General features: G+C 74.2%; 4 protein-coding genes. 2 read left to right on the top strand and 2 right to left on the bottom strand.

Going from position 1 to position 3,927, the window contains the following annotated elements:
- A partial coding sequence (locus VHK87_RS10940) for a tetratricopeptide repeat protein (protein ID WP_329634930.1) occupies positions 1-1,208 on the top strand: 1,208 nt, incomplete at its 5' end.
- Between the two features lie 6 nt (positions 1,209-1,214).
- On the opposite strand, the gene VHK87_RS10935 is transcribed toward VHK87_RS10940, so the two are convergent.
- Together VHK87_RS10935 and VHK87_RS10930 are read right to left on the bottom strand one after the other, a co-directional pair.
- Complete coding sequence (locus VHK87_RS10935; protein ID WP_329634929.1) at positions 1,215-2,375, bottom strand: hypothetical protein; 1,161 nt, start codon at positions 2,373-2,375, stop codon at positions 1,215-1,217.
- 62 nt (positions 2,376-2,437) lie between these two features.
- The gene (locus VHK87_RS10930) at positions 2,438-3,325 is read right to left on the bottom strand and encodes an N-formylglutamate amidohydrolase (RefSeq protein WP_329634928.1); all 888 of its coding nucleotides are present in this window, start codon (positions 3,323-3,325) and stop codon (positions 2,438-2,440) included.
- A gap of 133 nt (positions 3,326-3,458) precedes the next feature.
- Between VHK87_RS10930 and cpdR the strand changes: the two genes are divergently transcribed.
- Complete coding sequence (cpdR, locus tag VHK87_RS10925; RefSeq protein WP_329634927.1) at positions 3,459-3,815, top strand: cell cycle two-component system response regulator CpdR; 357 nt, start codon at positions 3,459-3,461, stop codon at positions 3,813-3,815.
- The last annotated feature ends 112 nt before the right edge of the window (positions 3,816-3,927 follow it).

Genomic DNA, 3,927 nt, shown 5'->3' with positions numbered 1-3,927 from the left:
ACGGGCGGCCGATCCGCGCGATGTTCGACACCGGCGCCTTCCGCTCTGTGCTGCGGCGGTCGACGGCCGAGCGGCTCGGCTTCAAACCGGACGGGCCCGGGGTGGAGCATGCGGGCCTGAGCGCCGGCATCGGGCCGCGGGTGCTGGAGAACTGGATCGCTCCTTTCGCCGAGTTCCGGATCGGCGACGAGACCATCAAGAACACCCGGCTGCGGGTCGCCCCGATCGCGCTCAACGGGGCCGACATGCTGCTGGGCGCGGACTTCTTCCTGTCGCACCGGGTGCTGGTCTCCTCGAGCCAGGACAGGATCTACTTCACCTACAACGGCGGGCCGGTGTTCCGGCTGGAACCGTCGGCAGGCGCCGATGCGCCGCCGGCCGCGCCGCCTACACAGGCGGCCGCCGCCCCGGCCGACGAGCCCAAGGACGCCGACGGCTACCACCGCCGCGGCGCCGCCTCCCTGGCCAGGCGCGACCACGCCCGGGCGATCGCCGACTTCACCCGCGCCGCCGAGCTGGAGCCCCGGCGGCCGATACACCTGCGCCAGCGGGCCGAGGCGCACCTGGCCGGCGGCGATGCGGCGGCGGCGGGGCGCGACCTCGATGCGGCCCTGGCGCTGCAGGGCGACGACGTCGACGCGCGGCTGATGCGCGGCGAGCTGCGGCTGGCCGGCGGCGATGCGGACGGCGCGGCGGCGGACTTCGACCGCGCCGTCGCTGCGGCGGGCGGTCCGGCGCCCGGCGTCCGCACGCGGATCGCGCTGGCCTGGCTCGCCGCCGGCCGGGCGGAGCGGGCCATCGCCCAATACGACGCCATGCTCGCCTCGCAGCCGCCGGCAGGGGCGCGGGCCGCGGTGCTGGCCGCCCGCTGCCAGGCGCGCGCGCTGGCCAGGTCGGACCTGGCCCTGGCCATGTCCGACTGCGAAGCGGCGCTGAAGATCGCCTCCCGCGACCCTGGCGCCCTGGCCGCGCGCGGCCTGGTGCACCTGCGGGCCGGCCGGTCCGAGGCGGCGGAGGCGGACTTCGATGCGGCGCTGAAGCGCGCGCCCCGTCTTCCCCAGGCCCTCCTGGGCCGGGCCATGGTGCGCCGCAGCCAGGGCCGAAGCGCCGAGGCCGACGCCGACCTGAAGACGGCCGAGGCGGTCTGGCCGCAGATCGCCGCCATCGCCGCCCGCTACGACCTCGCGCCCCAGGCCGGAGGGCCCTAGGACGTCCTAGGGTTCGCAGGCCGTCCCGAAGATCCCCGGCTTGTCGGGGACGGTCCGTCGGCAGGGCTTTTCGCGGATCGCCTTCGCCCGAGCCTCGGCGCGCCGGCGCTCCGCCGCCGCCTCCAGCCTCTCCCGGCGAAACTCGGCGGCCCTGGTCTGGCGGTCGGCTTCCTTTTGCAAGCGCTCCAGCACCTTGGACGCGCGCGTCAGCGCATGGATGTGGGCGGCATGCGCCGGATCCTCGCCCAGCCGCGGACCGGTCCCGGCCCGGACGCCCAGCGCTTGCGCGATGATCCGCGCCGGGTCGGCGTCGCCATCGACGAAGGGCAGCCGCCGGAACTGCGGGTCGATGGTGTAGATGTGGCGCCCCTGCGGATAGCCGATCAGCAGCGGGACCGACAGCCGCGCGCCGCGCCGCTCGGTCTGCCGCGCGATCATCCGGCAGCGGTCGGTGCAGGCCCACACCTCCACGCGGCGTCGCTCGCTTGGCGGGCTTCCGCCAAAGCCCTCGAGCCGGATCACCGCCGAGAAGCGCGGGTTCTCCACCGTGCGCGACACGGCGCACCAGCCGGGATGGCTTTGCAGGCGGGATACTGACGCGTCCGGCCGGCGCTGCTCGCAGTAGGTGCTGGCGAAGCGCAGGCTCGCGTACGTCACCAACCCGTCGCGCCAGTCGGCGGCGCCTCGCCTGGGGCCTTGGATGTGCAGCAGGCGCTCGAACGTGCCCTCGCGCAGCAGCCGGACGCACTCAGCGCCGCAATCGCCGGCGACGAGGACGGGGCCGGCCGGCCGGAACGGCTCTGCGAGCATGACGTCGCCGCTACGGTCAATGGCGACGCTCGCCGCCTGAATCAGGTTCAGGCTCGTCGGGACGCCGACCGGCACGACCAGCGCGGCGGCGAGCCAGGCCGCCACCCAGCGGCGGCGGCGCGTCCTGCGCCAAGCGGTCAGCGGCCAGTCGATCAGCGGCAGGATCAGGAAAGCCCAGTGGACCACCATCAGCAGCAGCCCTGGGATCAGCAGCAGGTAGAGGCCAAGCGTGAAGGCCTCGGCGCTCATGGCGATCCAGTCGACCACGGCGAAGGCGGCGTAGAAGATCACCCGGTCGGCGATCGCGCCGCGGCGGCGTGCCGGGGCCATGGCCCCCGCGCTCAGGTCCTGCGTCATCCGCTCCCCCGGGACAGGAGGGATAACAGCGTGAGCTTAACGAACTGCGGCCGGGCGCAGCCCTACCGCAGCCCCGACCAGTCCGCGGCGACCAGCGCCCGGGTCAGGGCCTGGAGGTCGGCCTGCAGCTTGGCGAAGCCTGCGGTCGGCTCCAGCCGCGCCTCGTCCAGATAGAGGGCCCGGTTGATCTCGATCTGCAGGGCGTGGATGCGCCGGGCGGGGCGGCCGTAGTGCTCGGTGGTGTAGCCGCCGGCGTAGGGCGTGTTGCGCGCCACCCGGTAGCCCAGCGCCTCCAGCTCGGCCTCGACCTTGCCGGTCAGGCCGGCGGCGCAGGCCGCGCCGAACCGGTCGCCCAGAACCATGTCGCAGGGCCGCTCGCGACCGCCCTGGCGCGCCGCGGCGGCCGGCATGGAGTGCCAGTCGATCAGGATCGCCACGCCGTGGGCGGCGTGCGCCTCGGCCAGCAGCCGGGCGAGCTCCGCGTGGTAGGGCCGGTGCGCCCGCTCGATCCGCCCGCGCGCCTCGGCGAAGGTCAGCTTCCGGGCGTAGATCTCCTGGCCCTCGGAGACGATGCGGGCGATGGCCCCCAGCCCCGCCGCCACCCGCGCCGTGCGGGCGCGGGCGAAGTCCGGCAGCTCGTCGGCGAACATCGACGGGTCGAGCTCGAAGGGCTCGCGGTTGACGTCCATGTAGGCGCGGGCGAGCCGGGCGGTCAGCGTGGTGACGCCGAGCTCCGGCGCCCCGGCGATCAGCTCGTCGACGAAGGCGTCCTCGCTGCGCCGGATGGCCGTGGCGTCCAGCGCGGCGGCGGCCATCATCTCCTCCGGATAGTCGCGGCCCGAGTGGGGCGAGGCGAACACCAGCGGGGTGGGCGGCGGCTTGCCGGCGGGGGCCGCCCGGCGCAGCTCGAACGCCGGCTCCTGGTCCCCAAGGTCGGCTTCGGTGGTCATGCTCGGCGCGCCCGTCATCGGGGCCATATGACGTTGCGGCGCAGGGCCGGTCAAACCTCGATCTGGGGGCGAGTTCATCGCGAATTTACGAACCCCGTGCTAGGCTTCAGTCTTGCTACAACGCGGACCCAGCATGCCCCGGATCCTCCTGGCCGAAGACGATGATTCCCTGCGCGGGTTCCTGGCCCGGGCGCTGGAGCGCGCCGGCTACGAAGTCGTCTCCTGCGCCGATGGGGAGGAGGCCCAGGCCGTCCTCGACCAGGAGTGGGACCTGCTGCTGACCGACATCGTGATGCCCGGCGTCGACGGCATCGAGCTCGCCCGCCAGGCCGCCGCCCGCCACCCGGGGCTTAGGATCATGTTCATCACCGGCTTCGCCGCCGTGGCGCTGGCCGCCGGCGACCAGGCCCCTCCCGGCTCCAAGGTGCTCTCCAAGCCTATCCACCTGCGCGAGATCGTCTCCGAAGTGGAGCGGATGGTCGCCGCTTAAAGCCGAGCCGAACGGCTCGCTTGCGCCCGCGGGGGCGCCCCGTTATATCCCCGCTTCCCGAACCCCTTAGGGGGATACGACCCGGTCGGACGCGTAGCTCAGCGGGAGAGCA

Origin of the sequence: Phenylobacterium sp. (assembly GCF_036263695.1) — a bacterium.
Taxonomy (GTDB): Bacteria; Pseudomonadota; Alphaproteobacteria; order Caulobacterales; family Caulobacteraceae; genus Phenylobacterium.
The sequence above is the reverse complement of the archived record's forward strand: the minus strand, read 5'-3'. Positions and strand labels throughout refer to the sequence as shown.

Coding starts and splice junctions, on each gene's coding strand:
- VHK87_RS10935 (WP_329634929.1), bottom strand. CDS start 2,375: ATGACGCAGGACCTGAGCGCGGGGGCCATGGCCCCGGCACGCCGCCGC.
- VHK87_RS10930 (WP_329634928.1), bottom strand. CDS start 3,325: ATGACCACCGAAGCCGACCTTGGGGACCAGGAGCCGGCGTTCGAGCTG.
- cpdR (WP_329634927.1), top strand. CDS start 3,459: ATGCCCCGGATCCTCCTGGCCGAAGACGATGATTCCCTGCGCGGGTTC.